The organism is Fulvivirga sediminis (assembly GCF_016757215.1).
Lineage (GTDB): Bacteria > Bacteroidota > Bacteroidia > Cytophagales > Cyclobacteriaceae > Fulvivirga > Fulvivirga sediminis.
On sequence record NZ_JAESIY010000009.1, the window covers coordinates 20,965 to 40,652 of the forward strand.

A 19,688-nucleotide genomic window follows, 5' to 3' on the forward strand; every position below is an offset into this window, starting at 1 on the left:
ACAACAAAGTTTGTAAATTTATGGGATGGATCTATCGTAGACTTAACGCATTATTCTTCTTAATTAGTATTTTCTGTATGGCTGTAACCTCTCAGGCTCAGGATGTCAAAATAGAGCTTGGCCCTGATGAAATTGGAGAAAATCAGACATGGACAATTACTATTACAGCTGCTAATGAGAGGCTATCTAATTATGGGGATTTTCCCGATATAACGGGCTTCCAAAAGAGAGGTACTTCCTCCTCTTCTTCTACTCAAATTATTAATGGACAAATTTCAAGCTCCCAGAGCGTAACCATGTCTTACGTGCCTACCAGCCAAGGCACTTTCACCTTAAAGCCTTTTACTATAAATGTTAATGGCAAGCCCATTTCATCTCAAGGTAAAACGATTAAAGTAGGAGGAGCAGTGGCAAGGCAACAAAGAAATGATCCATTCAGAAGCTTTTTTGACCATGACCCGATGGATAACTTCTTTAATAATGATCGTAAAACTGAGTTTCTAGATGTTAAGGAAGACGCCTTTTTGGCATTAACCACTGACAAAAGAGAAGTATATGTAGGAGAAGGTTTCACTGCTAGTTTATCATTTTATGTAGCGGAAGATAATCGTGCTCCTTTGCAATTTCACGATCTAGGTAAGCAACTTGGAGAAATTCTTAAAAAGCTGAAACCAGAAAACTGCTGGGAAGAAAATTTTAATATTGAAAACATTAATGGTGAACCTGTAAGCTTAGGCGGAAAAAAATATACCCAGTATAAAATATATCAGGCGGAACTATACCCTCTGAATGCAGAACCCATCACTTTCCCCTCTGTAGGCTTAGAAATGATTAAATATAAGGTGGCCAAAAACCCTTCTTTTTTTGGCAGAAATCGTCAAGAAGACTTCAAAACATTTTATAGTAAGCCTAAAAGCATAAAGGTGAGAAAACTACCTCCTCACCCACTTAAAGATCAAGTGGCTGTAGGGGACTACAAGCTCAATGAAAAGCTAAGCACTCCAAACTTAGAAACAGGCCAAAGCTTTAGCTATGAATTCAATATTTATGGAGAGGGTAATATATCTGCTATCAATAAACCATTAGTAGAAGGTGGAGAAAACTTTGATTTTTATGACCCTAACGTCACTCAAAATATAAATAGAAGAAATAACACCGTAACCGGTGGTAAATCTTTCAAATACTTCGGAATACCTAAAGAGCCTGGAGATTATAATATGAAAGATTATTTTAAATGGATATACTTCAACCCTAAAACGGAGAGTTACGACACGCTTACTTCAGCCAAAGTGGTGCACGTAACAGGAGAAAGTAAAAAGAACGAACATATACAAGCTAATGATATGGGATCTTTTTACGATCGCATCAACACAGAGAGCAACAACTTAAAAAGCACAGCCAGCTTTGAATGGAGCAAAATCTTTGTCAACATCTTTATTTTGGCTATGTTAGTGATTTCAGCAATAATTATTTTTAAAAAATAACCTTCCAACCATAATATTTTGGGAAATTCTTTTGGCACTTTATTCAAAATAACCACCTTCGGCGAGTCACATGGCAAGGCTTTAGGTGTGATCATAGATGGCTGCCCAGCAGGCCTGGACATAGATGAAACTTTCATTCAAAATGAGTTGATCAGGCGCAAGCCCGGGCAATCAAAAATCACTACCCAGAGAAAGGAAAATGATGAATTTGAAATTCTTTCTGGTGTATTCGAAGGAAAATCTACAGGCACCCCTATTAGTCTTTTAATTCATAATACGGATGCAAAAAGTAAAGACTACTCACACATAGCCGAGAAATATCGCCCTTCTCATGCAGATTATACTTATGACACTAAATATGGCATAAGAGATTACAGAGGAGGTGGCAGAAGCAGTGCCAGAGAAACTGCTGCCCGAGTTGCAGCTGGCGCCGTGGCGAAACTATTTCTTAAAAAGATAGGTGTTGACGTAACGGCCTACGTATCACAAGTAGGCACCATTCAAGCTCCTGAATATCATGAGATGGACCTTTCTAAAACCGAAGATAACATTGTAAGATGTCCTGACCCTAAAGTGGCCGAAGAAATGATTGCTCTTATTGATCAGACCCGTAAAAACCAAGACACGATAGGCGGTGTAGTAACAGGGGTTATCAAGAACACCCCAGCAGGACTTGGTGAGCCTGTCTTCGATAAATTACATGCTGAATTAGGCAAAGCGATGCTGAGCATAAATGCTGTGAAAGGGTTTGAATATGGCAGCGGCTTCAAAGGAGTAGAAATGTACGGATCAGAACATAATGACCTCTTTTATAATGATGAAGGCAAAGTAAAAACCAAAACCAATCACTCAGGAGGCATTCAAGGAGGAATATCTAATGGTGAAGATATATATTTTAACGTAGCCTTTAAGCCGGTAGCTACTATTATGAAAGATCAGCCCTCTATAGATAAAACTGGAGATGACGCAACCGTTAGTGGAAAAGGGAGACATGACCCTTGTGTAGTACCCAGAGCTGTTCCCATTGTCGAAGCTATGGCTGCTTTAGTTATAGCTGACTTTTTTCTAATTAATAAAACGAGTAAATTATCTGATTAAATTTTTCATCCTCTTTATGAAAAACCTCCCTTTACACATTAAAATTATTATTGGTCTTTTAGCCGGAATCATATACGCATTTATTTCAAGTGCACTTGGCTGGAATAATTTTACCATTAACTGGATCAACCCATTCGGTACTATTTTCATTCGATTATTGAAATTTATTGCCGTGCCATTGGTACTCTTCTCTATCATAGGGGGCGTATCCAGCTTAAACGACATTTCGAAGCTGGGACGACTTGGCGCTAAAACACTTGGCTTATACTTATTAACTACTATTATCGCTGTAGGAGTAGGTCTATTATTAGTTAACCTCGTAAAACCTGGCAAATTTATAGATGAACAGCAACAGCTAAAAAATCGTATAGAATACGAAAAATGGGTTCAGGCTACTGATGGAGTAGAAGGAGTGAAAGATGACAAAAATGTATTGACAGACCCTGAATACAGAGACCAAGTAGAAGAAATTGCTAGTGACGAAACACTCGCCAAAGCTGAGAGACATGCCGAATCTGCTGTTGTTAAAGAAAAAATGGCAAGCGCGGAAAAAGCAAAAGACACCCCTCCATTACAATTTCTGGTTGACATGGTTCCTGAAAATATCATGCTTTCTCTATCTGATAATGGATTAATGCTTCAAGTTATATTCTTTGCTATTTTCTTTGGGCTATCTCTAGCCATCATACCTAAAGAAACAGCTAAACCAGTTGTTGATTTTATTAACGGTGTGAATGAAGTATTTCTAAAGATGGTAGATATAGTAATGAAAGCTGCACCTTTCTTTGTCTTCGCTTTACTAGCTGGCGTTATTGCTAAAATGGCCGATACTCCTGCCGAGGTATTCGAAATATTTAAAGGTTTATGGACGTACTCTGTAACGCTGGTTATTGGGCTAGCCTTTATGGCATTTGTTTTCTATCCTCTGCTTATCACTCTCTTTGTTAAAAAACTTAGTTATAAAGAATTTTTCAAAAATATAAGTCCAGCTCAGTTCCTTGCCTTTTCTACCAGCTCTAGCGCTGCAACCCTACCCGTAACTATGGAGTGTGTTGAAGAAAATATGGGTGTATCTAAAAACATTAGTAGTTTTGTACTACCCATTGGAGCTACAGTAAATATGGACGGCACCAGCCTATACCAAGCTGTAGCAGTAGTATTTCTAGCCCAAATGCACATGGTAGACCTGACCTTCGGGCAGCAAATTACAATAGTATTTACCGCCACGCTTGCCTCTATAGGATCGGCAGCCGTGCCTAGTGCAGGTTTAGTAATGATGATCATAGTATTACAGTCAGTAGGCCTTAATCCGGCATGGATCGCAATTATTTTCCCGGTAGATCGTATCCTAGACATGTGCAGAACCGTAGTAAATGTAACAGGTGATGTTAGTGTATCTACACTGATCGCCAAATCAGAAGGTGAACTTCCTAAATACTCATAAGGGAACCTTTATAAATAAACATTGTTTGCCCAATAAAGCATAGATAAGATGGAGACAAAAGTTAATAATGACAATCAGAAAGTAGTTAACCTATACCTAGAGGCTAATCCTAATCCGAACTCTATGAAGTTCGTGGCCAACTATATGCTGGTGCCTGAAGGTACAAGTTATGACTTCCCTGATGTAGAGAGTACAGAAAACGCCCCTTTGGCGAAAGAGCTTTTTGGGTTTGAGTATGTTGACAGGGTTTTTTATATGTCCAACTTCATTACCATTACCAAAAAGGAACAGTATGAATGGATTGAAATAAAAGATGCCTTAAAGCAGCATATTAAAGATTACATCGAATCTGGCAAAGAAGTAATTACTAAGCTGATGCCTGAAGAGCAATACGATGAAAGTGACTCTGAAACCGTAAAGAAAATAAAAGGTATTTTAGATGAATATATAAAGCCAGCTGTAGAACAAGATGGTGGGGCTATTTCTTTCCATGCTTATGAGGATGGCATTGTAAAAGTACTTCTTCAAGGTTCATGCAGTGGTTGCCCTTCGTCTACTGTGACACTGAAAGCTGGAATTGAAAACCTCTTAAAAAGAATGCTACCTGAAATAAAAGGAGTGGAAGCTGAAGGCATCTAATAAAAAATGATCGACATATCACCTATAAATACAAAGGCCGCTTCAATAAATTGAAGCGGCCTTTTTTGTTTCACCTCGCACTATCCTACTTCACAACAAATTTTCTAGTAAGCGTTTTATCCGAGTTAATTAAAAGGCTGTAAATCCCCGGTTTCAACTGTTTGTTGAATTGAATAGACCATTCGTCTTGTGGTAGGACATTACTCTCTTTATATACAGTTCTTCCCTGTACATCTATTATTTGCACATCTACAAGACCTAAACTTTCATCACCCTGTAACGCAAGTTTAAGTAGTTTACCATCACTAGGTACAGGAAATAAGGTTAAGTCTACATGATGTTCTGAATTAGAAATATTATTTATTCTTACCGGCCTGGAATAAGTAACCGAACCATCGTAATCAGTTTGCTTCAGCCTGTAGTAAGAAACACCAGCATAAGGATCTGTGTCAATAATACTATATTCAGATGGACTTGATTGAGTACCCTTACCTGCTACAGTAGCCACTTGCTCATAATTTTCAAAATCCAAAGTCTTTTCTACTGAAAAATAGTCATTATTAAGTTCAGACGCCGTCTGCCAAGTAAGCAGAACATATTCATTTTGTATACCTCCTTTAAAATATGTTAATTCTACAGGTAGCGGGCCTCCACTAGCCACTCCAAAAGGAGAAAAAGAGGCTACATTGGATACTGATGCGTAATAGGGTCCAGAGCCTGAAGCACTAACATGGTTAAGCTGCTCCCAATTAGTACCATTATAATGTACTATACTGATGTTACTTCTGTCAAACCCATCAAGCTCCTCAGAGCCGCCCCACTGAAACAGTAAATTAGCATCAGAACCACCTAGCACATCTTCATCTATAAACCAAGTTAGGTTAATAGCACTTTCTGACAGCATATCATCATAGCAATTTCCATTTAAGCTAATTCCATTACACATTCTCAAGGTGTAATTATCTGCCGTACCTGAAGTATTATTAATGGTAAGAGGTGTATAACTGGTTAAACCAATAGGGAAAAGTACATCTCCCACTCTACCTCCTTTTCCAATATTATTCTGCTTAAGTCCCCCATCAGAAGTAACTCGAATATATCTATCTTGATCGGCTCCGCTAATAAATCCTGATGCCCCAATTGTTAAATAATTATCCCTAGTATTTAACTTGCCTTTTATCAGCATCAATGAATGGTTAACCAAGTTATCATCTGATAGATATACATCTCCCGCAGACTTATTAATTTGAAGATCATAAAATGTCTCTTGAGCCATGATATATTGATCCCTATTTCCATTAAGACTGACCTGTCTTGAACCTTCCTCAAAAGAATTAGAGTTGCGACTATTGTTAATCCAGTTACCCGCCAAACTAATGTTGTTGTTAGCATTTGCTACATTCAAACGAGCACTACCAGTAATAGTCAGGTCTTGATTTACTCTTAGGTTATTTTGTGTATATTTAACATTATTACCAGCCAATATTAGGTTGCTATAATCAACAGGAATTATATCCTGAGTGCCTGTAGCATTGTATATAAATGTATTGGTTCCATCGGAGCAATCCATGACTCTTCGCATATCATCATCGTAAGTATTTCCTGAGTAACTCCACCTCCAAACAGAGCCATCATAATTATGAAATGCACTACTGTTAGTTATTGAGTAAAAATAACCAGATTGATCTATTGTTGAATAATTATTGATGGTTAGCTTGCCGTCTGACAGATTAATATTCCTAAATAATAAATCACCATAATTATTAATTTCGTTGTCATTATTCCATCGGGATGATGACTGAATGTCTCCTCCAACATCCATATCACCATTATTGGAAACAGTCTGATTACTGCCTGAGAAAAGCACATTTCGACTTATGACAGCTGTTCCTTTAAGATTATTAAATATACGAGAGCCATTTGCACTGAGATCGACTTCATTGATAAAGAGACTCCCTTCTCCTTCAAAAGTGATGCCTCCAGATTCACGAAAGTAAAGTTTATCATTAATTATTAATGAGTTACCTGCAGATATTTTTATTAAGTTATTCGAGCCTCCGTTAATTACAAGTTCATCAACTGTTAGATCAGCCTGTATGTTGACTACACCATCTTCAGCAATCGCTAAAACCCCTATCCTATCATCTCTGGAAACCACAGGTTCATAATCGTACTGACTCGACCGAACGATAACACCATCATTATTACCAGGCCGGTAGCCTCTGTTAAAATTACGACCGTCTTCCCAACTGCTACTGTTAGATCCTTCCCAGGTAAATGTACGAGCTCCAAAACATGCGAAAGTTTCTGAAGCTGAAATACCCACAAAAAATAAAACCAAAAATACATACGTAAGTCTCATTGCATATTTACATTTTTCTTGCCTTCAAGAAAAATGCAATAAATAAGCCAAAAGTTATCATAACAGCAACAACGCCTATGTAGCTCCCGAAAATTTCATATAAAGTATCCCCATTTTTCAATGTAACATTTTCAATAATTATATCACTTTTATTCCATGGGATTGAATTTTTCACACTTCCCCTTTCATCAAGAGTAAGAGAAATTCCAGTGCTGGCCGAACGCACTACCTCTTTTCTAAAAGAAATAGCCGATGTAGCCGCATAATCGGCATTTTGACCAAAACCCGAAGTTTTTCCAGCCCAACCATCATTAGCAATAATAGCTATCAGATTTGGTGTTCCAGCTTTAAAACTTCTTATATAATCAGGAAATAATGCATCCAAACAAATCAACGGTGCAATTCTCAGGTTCTTATAGCGAAAAACTTTAGTTCTATCATCGGGCGTATAACTAGCTTTGGCTTGATTAAGATTCAAGCGAAGAGTTTCAAAATAAGAAGTCCAGTCTAAAAATGGGACGCGCTCCATGAAAGGAACGAGGTTATTTTTAACTTGTATTTGAGCTGGCGTTTCAGGGGCTATTAACATGGCGGCATTGTACCCACTAGCATAAGATCCGTTACCTACAGCCACAGCACTAGAAGGTGCAGCACCCTCCGGAAAAACTCTGAAACCTACAAAGCCAATTAGGACTGCTAAGTCGGCTTCCTCCGCAGCACTACGAATAGATTGCACCAACTCAGTACTTTCCGGATTATTAATAATGAAAGGATAATTAGGTGTAGTTCTAATATAGCCTTCAGGGTAGACCACAAGCTCTACCCCCTTACCCTTTAAGGTTAGCAAATCACTCTTAATGGCCTCCACCTTTCTGTGCAAAGACTCCTGATTAACAATTTGATAGGAATCCTCATTAGGCTGTACCACAGCTACTTTAGCCGTTCCGCGCCCTTTTCCCTCTGAATTATACAGGATAAAATTAAGAGTCAAAATAGCCACAAATGTACCCGCTAAAATTATACTCCACCTTTTTCTATATTCAGCTTCCTTAATCAAAAAAAGCACTAATACATTGATTAAAATAACCAAAACAGAGCCACCTAGGTACCCAGTCAACTCATAGAACTGAGCAAGGAATGGCATTGATCCTAAACCAAAGCCCAAGTGCAACCATGTGAAAGCCAGCTCCCATTTACTATGTAAGTACTCATAAGAACACCATATCATAGGTAAAAACAGCCATAGTTGATAGGACTTGAACACTTTGCGTACCCCCACAAGAAGGAGCATAGGCAATGCCTGAAAAAGGGGAATTAAAATAAATGCGGCAAGTACCACCGCAAAACCGGAACTATCCAACCTGGTGTTGGCTATCCAGTACATAGTACCTAAAGACCATAAAAAAAAGGCCATGTAGATATACAGAAAGGCCTTTTTAATACTACTAAGATCGTAAAGCACATATAATAAAGGTACCATGGCAACAAACAGCAATGGTGTAAGCCCAATGGGAGGCCAGGCAATAATTAACAGTATTCCCGATAAAATTGCCAGACCTATATTTCTCATCATTATCTGCTGTAGTTAGGAGCCTCTCTGGTAATGAAAATGTCATGAGGATGACTTTCCTGAACACCAGCGGCCGTAATTTTCACAAATTTAGCATCATTTAAAGCCTCAATAGAACCTGCCCCACAGTATCCCATACCAGCTTTAAGTCCGCCTATTAGCTGATATAAAACTTCAGCAACCATTCCTTTATAAGGTACCCTTCCTACTATACCTTCAGGCACTAATTTTTTAATATCATCTTCAGCATCTTGGAAGTATCTGTCTTTCGAACCTTCTTCCATTGCCTCCACTGATCCCATTCCTCTATAAGACTTAAACTTACGTCCTTCATAAATAATCATCTCACCAGGAGCTTCATCAGTACCGGCCAAAAGTGATCCTATCATTACACTGCTGGCACCTCCCGCAAGAGCTTTAACCACATCTCCAGAAAAACGAATACCACCATCTGCTATTACAGGTACTCCAGTTCCTTTAGCGGCCTTCGCACATTCATATACTGCTGATAACTGAGGCACTCCTACACCAGCAATTATCCTGGTAGTACAAATACTACCTGGCCCAACTCCTACTTTTATAGCATCTGCTCCAGCATCAATTAATGCTTTGGCGGCTTCTGCTGTAGCCACATTTCCTACTATCATTTCAAGATCAGGAAATGCTTTCTTTACTGTTTTGCACATGTCTATCACTCCTTTAGAATGACCATGTGCTGTATCAATGCTTATAACATCTACCCCTGCAGCTTTCAAGCCTTCTACTCTCTCTAAAATATCAGGAGTAACCCCTACTGCAGCCCCAACCCTCAGCCTTCCATATTCGTCTTTACAGGCATTGGGTTTATTTCTGTTTTTCAAGATATCCTTATAAGTAATTAATCCTGTAAGAATACCATCTTTATTTACTATAGGTAATTTTTCTATTTTATGCTCCTGAAGAATATCTTCGGCTTTTTCAAGGCCTACGTTCTCTTCTGCAGTAATAAGGGAGTCTCGCGTCATAATCTCCGAAATAGGAGTAGACATATCCTTATGAAAACGAAGATCTCGATTAGTAATAATACCTATTAATCTCCTATTTTCATCAACTACAGGTATTCCTCCAATCTTATACTCTCTCATGATCTTCTCGGCATCCATCACATTAGAGTTAATGTTCAAAGTAATTGGATCCAGAATCATCCCACTTTGAGATCTCTTCACCTTGCGCACCTGCTGAGCTTGAGCCTCTTTGGTCATGTTTTTATGAATAAAGCCTAACCCTCCTTCAAGAGCCATAGAAATGGCCAAGTCTGCCTCTGTCACTGTGTCCATAGCGGCAGAAACAAAAGGAATATTAAGTTTAATATTCTTAGTCAGTAAAGTGGAAGTATCAGTATCTCGTGGAAGAACCTCAGAATAACCAGGTTGCAAAAGCACGTCATCATAGGTGAGCGCTTCAAATAAAAATTTCGATTGGTCTAAAGACATGGCAAATAAGCGTTATTGTTATTTGCCGAACAAAGCTAAAGAGATTACATAATATAAAAAACGAATATGAGTTAATTAATTTTAGTTAATTGCGGCGTAAACCATAAAATAGAAATAAAGTATTAATGAATTTTTTTAAACTCCTCCTTTTTGTATCATTTTTGGCATTATACTTACCTGCACATTCACAATATCAAACAGGCAAAGCATCTTATTATGCTGATAAATTTGAAGGAAAAAAAACGGCAAGTGGAGAACATTATAGAGGTGATCGCCTCACAGCTGCTCACCCTTCACTTCCATTCGGCACCAGGCTGAAGATCACCAATCTTCATAACCATAAAGTAGTTCACGTTCGAGTAAATGACAGAGGCCCCTTCGTGAGTACTAGAATTATTGATCTTTCACGAGCTGCCGCAGAGGCTTTAGACTTTGTTAACCTGGGCTTAGCAGATGTTTCTATAGACATTCTTACTGATTCTGCCATAGCTGCTCAAACTCAAGAGTTTTACACCTTCAGCATACACAAAACCAGGCCCAAGGGCTTTGGAGTACAGGTAATGAGCTTAACCAAAATGGAGGCGCTCCTTGAAACAGGAGAGCTTTTGGCTCAAAAATATGACACCGTAAAAGTGACATTACAGCCAAAAAAAGTAAAAAATAAACGTGTTTACGCACTCATATTAGGTGTATTTGACACAAGAAAAGAAGCTATGGTTTTGAAAAATAAACTTTCCAATGATTATTCAGATAGCTATATTGTAGAATTTTCCAAATTCCAATAAAATGAAAGCGGCTTTAATAATAATTTTAGGATTTTTCTCAATCCCTTTACACTCTTTCTCGCAAGCAGATTCATTAGTTTTATTTGAAGAAATCAACTATTGGTCTGACTTAGAGAAAGAGGCATTTAATGATTTCTTTATCAATAATAAAGATAACTATCTACAACTGTTCATGGGAGCTGACCCTTTATCAACACAAGGCAACTACCAAACGGCCCTAAATCAAATAAACAAGGAAATAGCTTCAATCGATCAAGAAAAGCTATCAAAGAAGAAAGTTGATAAAAAAGTAAAAATATTATACGACCAGATACATCAGGATTTTTTCACTAAATATGAATTAGAAAACACTTTCAGTCATATATTTTCTAATGGTCATTACAATTGCGTGTCAGCAACAGCCTTATTCGGTATTTTATTCAAGGAGCTTTCCATCCCGTTTGCTTTGAAGGAAAGCCCTACCCATGTATACATGGTAGCTTACCCAAACTCTGAGCGTATAGTAGTAGAATCCACAGATCCTGGAGGCAGGTTTTTAGCTTTTAACGATAAGTTCAAGACTGATTTTGTTAATCAAATGAAAACAGCCAAGCTTATAAGTGATTCAGAATATAAGTCTACGAGCGTATCAGATCTTTTTGATGAATATTATTTCAAGGAAGAAGATATTGATCTCAAACAGCTTGTAGGTATACAGTATGCTAATGATGCCATTTATAAACTCAATGAACCTAAATACAAGGAAGCTTACGAACAATTAGAAAAAGCTTACCTTTTCTACCCTGCCGAAAAGGTATCATATATGCTCATGAATGTTGGTGCTATACTTATTAACTCAGCCGATTACTATGACAGTGAAAACATAAAATTACTGAGTACAATCATGAGATTTAAAAAATATGGAATTACTGATGATCAGATATTTGATGAATTTAACAGGGTGACACAAGATATTCTGATCAATCATGGAGACTTTGAAAAATATAAGGAAGCCTACGATTACCTTTACCCTTCCATCACCAGCGATCATCTCAGGCAAGAGATATCATTCTTATATAACTATGAATGTGGGCGTGTACTGTATAATAAAAACCAATTTGAAAAAGCGATACCTTATGAGCAAGAGGCCTATAAATTAAAGAAAGATCATGTGGAAATAGAAACTTTACTGGTAACTACCATTATAAGAGAAGTAGCTCTTGAAAGTGATAATTTAAAGATAATAACTTCACTGGAAGAATATAGCAGCACTCACCCTGAGCTTTTGGAAAACAGAGAATTTAAAAGTGCTCTCACCATGAGCTATCTTAGACAATCAGCCCTATCCTTTCAACTGGAAAAACTCTCAGAAGGAGTTAAGTATCAAAAATTATTTGAAACTAATTTTGAAGAAAACCTTTCAATTGGCCCCGAATATATAGGCCAGCTATATACTATTGCTGGCACGTACTATTTCAAAAAAGGACAAACTAACAAAGCTAGAGAAGCCATTAATACAGGCCTTAAATACGCCCCTGGCAATGATCAACTTTTGCTTAGAAAAAAGCTTCTCCGTTAGCCGTGGTTTTCAGCCGATAGGTTGAATTTTTCAGAAGTAATATAAACGTTGCCGAGCCTGGTTTTTGCAAGTGCTATAAGTGTTATTCTTTCCATTATAAACATACCAGGAGGCACTGGTATTATCATTCTACCTATTCCGGGTTCCGTTTCTAAAAGCAAGCGTGAACCACTAGAAATACAGCCATTTTCATCTATTTCACCTACATAAAATTCTACGTTCTTGGATTTATCTGAAAGAGACAGTTCTAAAATATAATTACCATTCTTTACCAGGTTATCTATTTCACGAACCACTATTGAAGGATATTTAGTCTTAGGCTTACCAGAGGTTAAGTACTCCTTTAACCCGGCGCAAGGCTGCCCTTCATAAAATGGAGCCTCAGTGGTGAGCATTTCGTTCATTCTGTATTTTTTTCTTACACCGTGTATCACCCCATCCTTATAGGGAGTAATCATCGATTTATTTCCATTTTCATAATAAGTGATTGCCTCCCCGTGCTTCTTATTATTGATATAATCTATAGATTGATGTAATTTACCATTAGCATAATAGCTCGAGGCTTTACCATGCTTCTTTCCATCCATATAATTCACCACGTTTTTTAGAGATCCATCTGGCCTGTATTGCTTTACCTCACCGTTTTTAGGCTTCTGTTTAGAGGCCGTTTTCTTCTTAACAGGAGCATTACAAGCGTTCAATACTATGAATAGAAAAAAAGGAATTAGAATTAGTTTCATAATGTTTCTAAAATATCAGTAATCACTTCATTGGCAGCTCTCACTCCACTAGCCACAGCACCATGAATAGTACCGAAACTTCCTTCCCCGTCTGTAGCTTCACCAGCAAAATACAGTTTCTTATTAATCGGCTCAGCCAATTTTACACGATCCTCATTGCTCCCGCCTGTCAAAGGATATGAAAAACCTCCCAGAACGTTTTCATCTGCCGTCCAATCATATTTTACCATATCTACAAGAGCATTATTGACAGAAGCCTTACTGTCAAACATAACATCAAGCTCACCTATTAGCACATCTTTAAGTGCTTCGTTAGAAAGCGCCGCTAAGGCCTCCGCATTCTTTCCATAAGCCTCCACTGTCAGGCTCCTATTGGTCTTACTTACTTTTGCTCCAGCATTGAAATATGCGTTAGCATGAGATCCCCCGTAAATATACTGCACATTTTGGCCCCAAAAGTTTCTGGTAAATTTAAATACTACCTTAAATGCCGGAGCCATACCTATTCTAGACATAGCCGCTAGTTTATCACCAGGCAAGGCTGGGGAAAAGTTGATCTTCCCCTGTTTTAAGACGGAAACAGGCACGGTTACAATCACCTTATTAGCAATGACATCACCTGCATTTGTAGTTAAAGTAATTTCATTATCAGAATGGCTAATGGCATTCACTAAAGTGTTAAACCGTACACGCCGGATAACATCAGAGAATTTGGAATACAAAAGATCCTGCATAGGGTTACTCCCTAACACTAGTTGGTCGTTATTATTTGCCTTTTTTATAGCCGCAGCTAATGCCTCAATGCCAATTTGATCGTTCTCTCCTCCATATTCATTGCCTACCTGCCCTTGAAGTATGTTAAACATCTCAGGTGGTATACCTGAATCTTGAATTGCGGATTGAACCGTACCAGCTCCAGAGTACTGCGGCAAAGCGTCCACAAAATCCTGAGCACTATTGAACACAGCATTACCACTTAAATCAGCCACAGTTTGTATGTTCGATTGAAAAAAGAATAGATTATCCAATTCGGCAGATACATCGGATATTTCCAGCTTCAAATCTTGTATAGACTCAAAAAATAAAGAATCACGATTTTTAATTACACCTCCTCCAAGTTCAATGGGATAATCATCAAACCCTCTTAAAGATTTAACCCTTCCTCCTACTGCACTGCCTGCTTCAAGAATAGTGACATTAATACCTTGCTCAATTAGTGATTGAGCGGCATACAGGCCCGAAGCCCCAGCTCCGACGATAACAACAGTGCCATCATATTTGAGCATTTGACTAGGCTCGCTATCATCTTCTGAACATGCTTGCATTACACTAGGTGATACCACACCTGCCGCTAGCCCTAGCCCCATCTGCCTTATAGCCTTTCTCCTATCCACTGTTTTGTGTTTATAAGTTCAAAAAATCTGTCTGAATGTACAAAATAATTATTAAAAGATATATTTGCCTAACAATTATGCAAGATGCTCTCAACTATTTATATAATATTGATCCATACGAAGGAGCTGGTTTAATATTCGGACTACTCGCCGTAATATTTCTAGTTAAAGAGAATATTTGGACCTGGCCCTGTGGCATTCTATACGTAGCAGTCTCTTTTGTCATTTTCTGGGAGCAAAAATTGTATATGGACTTCGGCCTGAATATATTCTATCTTGTGCTCAATATCTATGGCTGGTGGTATTGGATACACGGTAAAAAGGAAGGCGAAAAAGAAGTACCCATCACCCACAGTTCAACCTCAACCATGATATATACCAGCATTGCCTGTGCTATAGGTATAATTATTTGCGGATATCTCCTCACTAAATATACTGATGCCAGCTTACCCTATTGGGATAGCACCACTACCATTCTGAGTTTGGCTGGTATGTGGCTTACTACTATAAAAAGAATAGATAACTGGTATTATTGGTTCGTGGTAGATGTACTATGTACAGCCATCTATTTTTATAAAGGCATTCAACTGTATGCATTATTGTATTGCATATACATAGGCCTGGCCATTTCCGGTTATTTGGCTTGGAAAAAAAGCATGGAGGCACAAAGCGTATGAAAAAAGTAGTAATTACTGGGCCTGAATCAACAGGGAAAAGTACGCTCTCTTCGCTTTTAGCGAAACAATACCAGACCGTATGGGTACCGGAATATGCTCGCACGTACATAGATAATCTTGATAGGGATTATGAAAAAGATGATCTAATTACTATAGCTCAAGGCCAACTCAATGCTGAAAAAGCCATGGCCCAAAAGGCTCAAAACAATCTACTCATTTGTGACACCGAGCTCATAGTAATAAAAATATGGGCTGAACATAAATACGGTGTTTGTCCTCATGAAATTATTAAAGGCATTAAAGAAAACCGATATGATCTCTATTTGCTCACCTATATTGACATTCCGTGGGAAGATGACCCTCAACGGGAAAACCCTCACTTAAGACAATATTTTTACGACCTTTTCAAAAAGGAATTAGAATATTTTGAATTGCCCTATGTAGAAATTAATGGCGGTGCAGATGAACGCCTGGCTAAAGCTAGCCAGGCTATTAATAGTATTTTGTGATTATGATATAATTACATTATCAGGCTTTGTCTCCTTTTCAGCAGAATCATCTTCTGTAATGGTGGTGGTATTTTGTTTATTCTTCAAAAATCTCTTTTGAAACAACAGAATACAGACTACTCCAATAAATATTGAAGAATCGGCTATATTAAACACCGGACTAAAGAAAAGGAAATAATTACCTCCCACCCCAGGCATCCAATCTGGATAGTATCCGTCAAAGAGTGGGAAAAATAACATATCTATTACTTGACCATGGAACCAAGGAGTAGGAGAACCAATAGGAGCATTATTCAAAAATACTCCATAAAATGTACTGTCAATAACATTACCCACAGCACCGCCCAGGATAAGCCCCATGCACCATAGAAGTCCTGTTTTAGCTCCCTTCTTATACAAATAGTAAATATAGTAACCTATACCTACCATGGCCCCCAGCCTAAATAAGGTTAATAGCAATTTTCCGTAATAATGACTAGACTTAAGACCGAAAGCCATACCCGGATTAAGAAGATAATGGAGTTTGAACCAGTCTCCAATAACATTAATTTCACCTGCTGTACCCATTTCCATATTAAAATGGACAAGTAATTTCACTGTTTGATCTAGAGCTATTACTCCTAAAGCTAACAGGTAATATTTGTACAACTTCATTATGCTTCTATTTTTACCTTAAGTTTATGCTCATCCATTTCTAGTTCACTACCATCACTCAGGCTTTCTATAATATCTAAAGACAAGGCCTGTGTTTCATTACAGATATACTCTCTGTTAGCCTCTAAAGCCGCATTCACTAAATCAGTATTTTTCTCAATATTGATTTTTATTTTATCCTGCACCTCAAGGCCCATATCCTTCCTCAGATTCTGAACCCTATTTACTAAATCTCTAGCAATACCTTCCTTCTTCAATTCATCAGAAATAGTAATATCAAGGGCTACAGTAAGTCTACCTTCACTAGCTACTGACCAACCAGGGATATCCTGATACGTGATTTCAACATCTTCAAGAGTTAAGGCTATTTCTTCTCCTTCCACGTCTATCACCTTATTATTATCAGATTCTAGCGCGACAATATCTTCTGGTTTGAATTGATTGATCTGAGCTGCTATGGCTTTCATTTTCTTACCATGCTCCTTACCCAGCTTGCTAAAATTAGGCTTCACTCTTTTCACCAATACACCAGACTCATCATCTACAAATTCGATGGCTTTTATATTTACCTCAGAAAGAATAAGCTCCTCTACTGCTGACACTTGTCTCTTAAAAGTATCATTTATTACAGGAAGTAATATTTTTGATAAAGGCTGACGCACTTTTATCTTATGTTTCTTTCTTAAAGAGTGTACCAATGAAGATACATTCTGCGCCAAATCCATTCTTTGCTCAAGATCAATATCTATGATGCTATCATCAGCAACAGGAAAATCAGTAAGGTGTACCGATTCTGCCACATCTAAACCAGTTACAGCATTTAGATCCTGATACAATTGCTCCATATAAAAAGGAGCTACAGGAGATCCTAGCTTAGCAATAGTAAGCAGGCAAGTGTATAAAGTCTGATAAGCGGCCTTTTTATCGGCATTAAATTCACCCCTCCAGAAACGTTTCCTATTGAGCCTTACATACCAGTTACTCAAGTCATCTATCGTGAAATCTTGAATTAGTCTGGCTGCTCTGGTAGGTTCATACTCATTATAAGCTTCATCTACTTTCTTAATTAAACTGTTTAGTTTAGACAAAACCCACCTGTCACTCTCAGTTCTATCAGAGGCATTTACTTCTCCATCTTTGAAGTCAAAACCATCAAGGTTAGCATATAAAGCAAAGAAAGAGTAAGTGTTTTGCAACGTGCCAAAGAACCTTCTTTGCACCTCCACTACGCCATCTATATTGAATTTCAGGTTATCCCAAGGATTTGCATTAGAGATCATGTACCAACGGGTAGCATCAGGACCATGCTCTGCCAATGTTTTAAATGGATCTACAGCGTTGCCTAATCTCTTAGACATCTTGTTGCCATTTTTATCTAAAACAAGTCCATTAGCTATTACATTTTTGAAAGCCACTTTTCCATACAGCATCACCGCAATAGCATGAAGTGTAAAGAACCAACCTCTGGTCTGGTCTACTCCTTCAGCTATGAAATCAGCCGGATAATTAGCATCAAATATTTCTTTATTCTCAAAAGGATAGTGCCACTGCGCATAAGGCATAGCTCCAGAATCAAACCACACATCTATAAGATCAGGCTCACGGAACATTTTCTGACCACTATCACTCACTAAAATGATATCATCTACATACGGTCTGTGCAAATCAAGATCATCACCGATATTCTCAGTCATAAAACCTGCTGCCACAGACTTTTCTACCTCAGCTTTCAACTCCTCTATCGTACCGATGCATTTCTCTTCGCTACGATCATCAGATACCCAAATAGGAAGTGGAGTACCCCAGAAGCGTGACCTTGATAAGTTCCAATCCACCAAATTTTCCAACCAGTTACCAAACCTTCCTGATCCGGTAGAAGCTGGCTTCCAGTTGATGGTTTTATTTAGCTCCACCAGCTTGTCTTTCATGGCCGTTGTTTTTATGAACCATGAATCTAGCGGATAGTAAAGCACGGGTTTATCCGTTCTCCAACAGTGAGGGTAAGAGTGCTCGTATTTTACTACGTTGAAAGCCTTATTTTCTTCTTTTAGCTTAATGCCTATAAGTACATCCAAAGATTTCTCAGGAGCTTCACCATCGGCATAGTATTCATTTTTCACATACATGCCAGCAAATTCTCCCATCTCTTTCACATAGCGACCTTGTCGGTCTACTATCGGCCCGAGATTCCCTTCTTCATCTTTAACCAAAATAGCTCCTATACCGGCTTGTTTGGCCACTCTCTGGTCATCAGCACCAAAGGTAGGTGAGATGTGTACTATACCAGTACCATCAGCAGTGGTAACATAATCACCAGGTATAACTTTAAAGGCCGGACCATCAGGCTCTACATATGGCAGTAACTGCTCATATTCCTGTCCCACAAGGTCTTTCCCTTTATATTCGGCTACTATTTCATAAGGGATAAGTTTATCCCCTGCATTATAATCTTCTAATTTAAGGTCAGCTGCTTTGTTGTTAAAGTAAGCTGCTACACGATCTTTAGCCAAGATTACATAAGCTTCATCAAAAGTGTAAGGGTTAAAAGTTTTCACCTTTACATAATTGATATTCTCCCCTACTGCCAAAGCCGTATTAGCCGGTAGCGTCCAGGGAGTGGTAGTCCAAGCGAGGAGGTAAGTATTTTCTTCTCCTTTAATTTTAAACTGGGCGGTAACGGTAGTATCCTTTACATCTCTATAAGTACCAGGTTGGTTGAGCTCATGCGAGCTAAGGCCTGTACCTGCGGCAGGAGAAAACGGCTGTATGGTATACCCTTTATACAACAAGCCTTTGTCATATAACTGCTTCAGCAAATACCATAAAGTTTCCATGTAATCCTTGTTAAAAGTAACATAAGGATCATCAAGGTCTACCCAGTAGCCCATTTTACGAGTAAGGTCATCCCACTCGTTTTTAAAGCGCATTACTGTTTCACGGCATTTTTGATTGTACTCTTCTACTGATATCTTTTTACCAATATCCTCTTTAGTGATGCCTAGCTCTTTCTCTACCTGAAGTTCTACAGGAAGACCGTGAGTATCCCACCCGCCTTTTCTTTTTACCTGAAAACCCTTCAAAGTTTTATAGCGACAAAATATATCTTTTACCGCTCTGGCCATCACATGGTGAATACCAGGAGTACCATTAGCTGATGGAGGTCCTTCGTAGAAAGTGAAGGTTTCATTTCCTTCTCTGCTATCTACAGACTTTTCAAAAATTTTATTATCCTGCCAATACTTGAGGATGTTATCAGCTACTTCGGCATAATTGAGCCCTTTATACTCTTTATACTTCACCGT

At 38.2% G+C, this 19,688-nt stretch carries 15 protein-coding genes; 8 read left to right on the forward strand and 7 right to left on the reverse strand.

Annotated elements, in window-relative coordinates:
* Window positions 1-77 precede the first annotated feature (77 nt).
* The 4 genes from JL102_RS16240 to JL102_RS16255 are packed head-to-tail and all read left to right on the forward strand — an operon-like array spanning window position 78 to window position 4,665.
* Window positions 78-1,484: a BatD family protein gene (locus JL102_RS16240; RefSeq protein WP_237390629.1), complete on the forward strand. Its 1,407-nt coding sequence runs from the start codon at window positions 78-80 to the stop codon at window positions 1,482-1,484.
* A gap of 18 nt (window positions 1,485-1,502) precedes the next feature.
* The gene (gene aroC, locus JL102_RS16245) at window positions 1,503-2,582 is read left to right on the forward strand and encodes a chorismate synthase (RefSeq protein ID WP_202245497.1); all 1,080 of its coding nucleotides are present in this window, start codon (window positions 1,503-1,505) and stop codon (window positions 2,580-2,582) included.
* A 16-nt stretch (window positions 2,583-2,598) separates the two neighbouring features.
* Window positions 2,599-4,026 carry a dicarboxylate/amino acid:cation symporter gene (locus JL102_RS16250; protein ID WP_202245498.1) on the forward strand — a complete coding sequence of 476 codons (1,428 nt, stop codon included), beginning with the start codon at window positions 2,599-2,601 and terminating at the stop codon, window positions 4,024-4,026.
* 48 nt (window positions 4,027-4,074) lie between these two features.
* Complete coding sequence (locus JL102_RS16255; protein ID WP_202245499.1) at window positions 4,075-4,665, forward strand: NifU family protein; 591 nt, start codon at window positions 4,075-4,077, stop codon at window positions 4,663-4,665.
* Window positions 4,666-4,750: 85 nt separating this feature from the next.
* On the opposite strand, the gene JL102_RS16260 is transcribed toward JL102_RS16255, so the two are convergent.
* Genes JL102_RS16260 through guaB form a run of 3 tightly spaced genes read right to left on the reverse strand, consistent with a single transcriptional unit; the run spans window position 4,751 to window position 10,069 of the window.
* Window positions 4,751-7,027 carry a T9SS type A sorting domain-containing protein gene (locus JL102_RS16260; protein WP_202245500.1) on the reverse strand — a complete coding sequence of 759 codons (2,277 nt, stop codon included), beginning with the start codon at window positions 7,025-7,027 and terminating at the stop codon, window positions 4,751-4,753.
* Window positions 7,028-7,034: 7 nt separating this feature from the next.
* Window positions 7,035-8,600: an apolipoprotein N-acyltransferase gene (gene lnt / locus JL102_RS16265; protein WP_202245501.1), complete on the reverse strand. Its 1,566-nt coding sequence runs from the start codon at window positions 8,598-8,600 to the stop codon at window positions 7,035-7,037.
* Window positions 8,600-10,069, reverse strand: a complete 1,470-nt coding sequence (guaB, locus tag JL102_RS16270; RefSeq protein WP_202245502.1) for an IMP dehydrogenase — start codon at window positions 10,067-10,069, stop codon at window positions 8,600-8,602. Before guaB ends, lnt begins: the two co-directional genes overlap by 1 nt.
* A 125-nt stretch (window positions 10,070-10,194) precedes the next feature.
* Between guaB and JL102_RS16275 the strand changes: the two genes are divergently transcribed.
* Window positions 10,195-10,854 (forward strand): septal ring lytic transglycosylase RlpA family protein, encoded by a 660-nt coding sequence (locus JL102_RS16275; protein ID WP_202245503.1) that lies wholly within the window; start codon window positions 10,195-10,197, stop codon window positions 10,852-10,854.
* 1 nt (window position 10,855) lies between these two features.
* Window positions 10,856-12,412: a hypothetical protein gene (locus JL102_RS16280; RefSeq protein WP_202245504.1), complete on the forward strand. Its 1,557-nt coding sequence runs from the start codon at window positions 10,856-10,858 to the stop codon at window positions 12,410-12,412.
* Here JL102_RS16280 and JL102_RS16285 read toward each other — a convergent pair.
* Complete coding sequence (locus JL102_RS16285) at window positions 12,409-13,152, reverse strand: toxin-antitoxin system YwqK family antitoxin (RefSeq protein WP_202245505.1); 744 nt, start codon at window positions 13,150-13,152, stop codon at window positions 12,409-12,411. The two genes, JL102_RS16280 and JL102_RS16285, sit on opposite strands and share 4 nt — an antisense overlap.
* Entirely contained in the window at window positions 13,149-14,546 is a 1,398-nt protein-coding gene (locus JL102_RS16290) for a flavin monoamine oxidase family protein (protein ID WP_202245506.1), read from the reverse strand. The genes JL102_RS16285 and JL102_RS16290 overlap by 4 nt, the downstream gene beginning before the upstream one ends.
* A gap of 35 nt (window positions 14,547-14,581) precedes the next feature.
* On the opposite strand from JL102_RS16290, the gene pnuC reads away from it, so the two are divergent.
* A complete protein-coding gene (pnuC, locus tag JL102_RS16295) occupies window positions 14,582-15,223 on the forward strand; it encodes a nicotinamide riboside transporter PnuC (RefSeq protein ID WP_202245507.1) in 642 nt (213 codons plus the stop codon).
* Window positions 15,220-15,732, forward strand: coding sequence for an AAA family ATPase (locus tag JL102_RS16300; RefSeq protein ID WP_202245508.1), 513 nt, complete (start codon window positions 15,220-15,222; stop codon window positions 15,730-15,732). Before pnuC ends, JL102_RS16300 begins: the two co-directional genes overlap by 4 nt.
* Here JL102_RS16300 and JL102_RS16305 read toward each other — a convergent pair whose 3' ends face one another.
* A complete protein-coding gene (locus JL102_RS16305; RefSeq protein WP_202245509.1) occupies window positions 15,733-16,386 on the reverse strand; it encodes a lipoprotein signal peptidase in 654 nt (217 codons plus the stop codon). It lies immediately after the preceding gene.
* Window positions 16,386-19,685 carry an isoleucine--tRNA ligase gene (ileS, locus tag JL102_RS16310; protein WP_202245510.1) on the reverse strand — a complete coding sequence of 1,100 codons (3,300 nt, stop codon included), beginning with the start codon at window positions 19,683-19,685 and terminating at the stop codon, window positions 16,386-16,388. Before ileS ends, JL102_RS16305 begins: the two co-directional genes overlap by 1 nt.
* Window positions 19,686-19,688 lie beyond the last annotated feature (3 nt).